1 protein-coding gene and 1 pseudogene are annotated in these 415 nt (G+C 61.0%); both read right to left on the bottom strand.

Features of this window, described 5'->3' with window-relative positions; translation table 11 throughout:
* A partial coding sequence (locus EOA24_RS43785) for an HWE histidine kinase domain-containing protein (protein WP_281059963.1) occupies positions 1–215 on the bottom strand: 215 nt, incomplete at its 3' end.
* A pseudogene (locus EOA24_RS43780) lies at positions 212–415 on the bottom strand (hypothetical protein); the annotation flags it as partial. The gene EOA24_RS43785 and the pseudogene EOA24_RS43780, both read right to left, overlap by 4 nt.

Raw genomic sequence — 415 nt, 5'->3', positions numbered from 1 at the left:
ATCTTTACGGCGTTGGGGCTTGCTACGAACGGTTCCAGGGCATGTGCTACCAGCGCGGCGAGGTCGCCATCCCCGCCGCCGACAAACCCTTGGTCATTCGCGTCCACGACGGCCGCCAGCCGGCCAAGAAACGCGTCTCGATATGCCTCCCCAGAGACGCCTTCAGCCTTGGTCTGGTTAGCCAGTGCCCGAACCAGTCCGAGCAGGTTCTTCATCCGATGCCGAAGTTCGCCGAAGAGAACTTCAAATTCGGCCTCTCTGTGGGTCGTGTCCGTGCATCGACGAGCGACAGCAACATGGTGGTGCCGTCGTCGTCCCGATTGATGGTGCGCGCCGTAATCAGCATGGTCCGCTTCCCGACGCCGGGAAAATCGTGCTCCACCTTATAGGCGATAACGGCAGTGCTCTTCGGGAT

This window comes from Mesorhizobium sp. M2A.F.Ca.ET.039.01.1.1, assembly GCF_003998035.1.
GTDB lineage: Bacteria > Pseudomonadota > Alphaproteobacteria > Rhizobiales > Rhizobiaceae > Mesorhizobium.
This window is presented reverse-complemented; position numbering and strand designations above follow the sequence as displayed.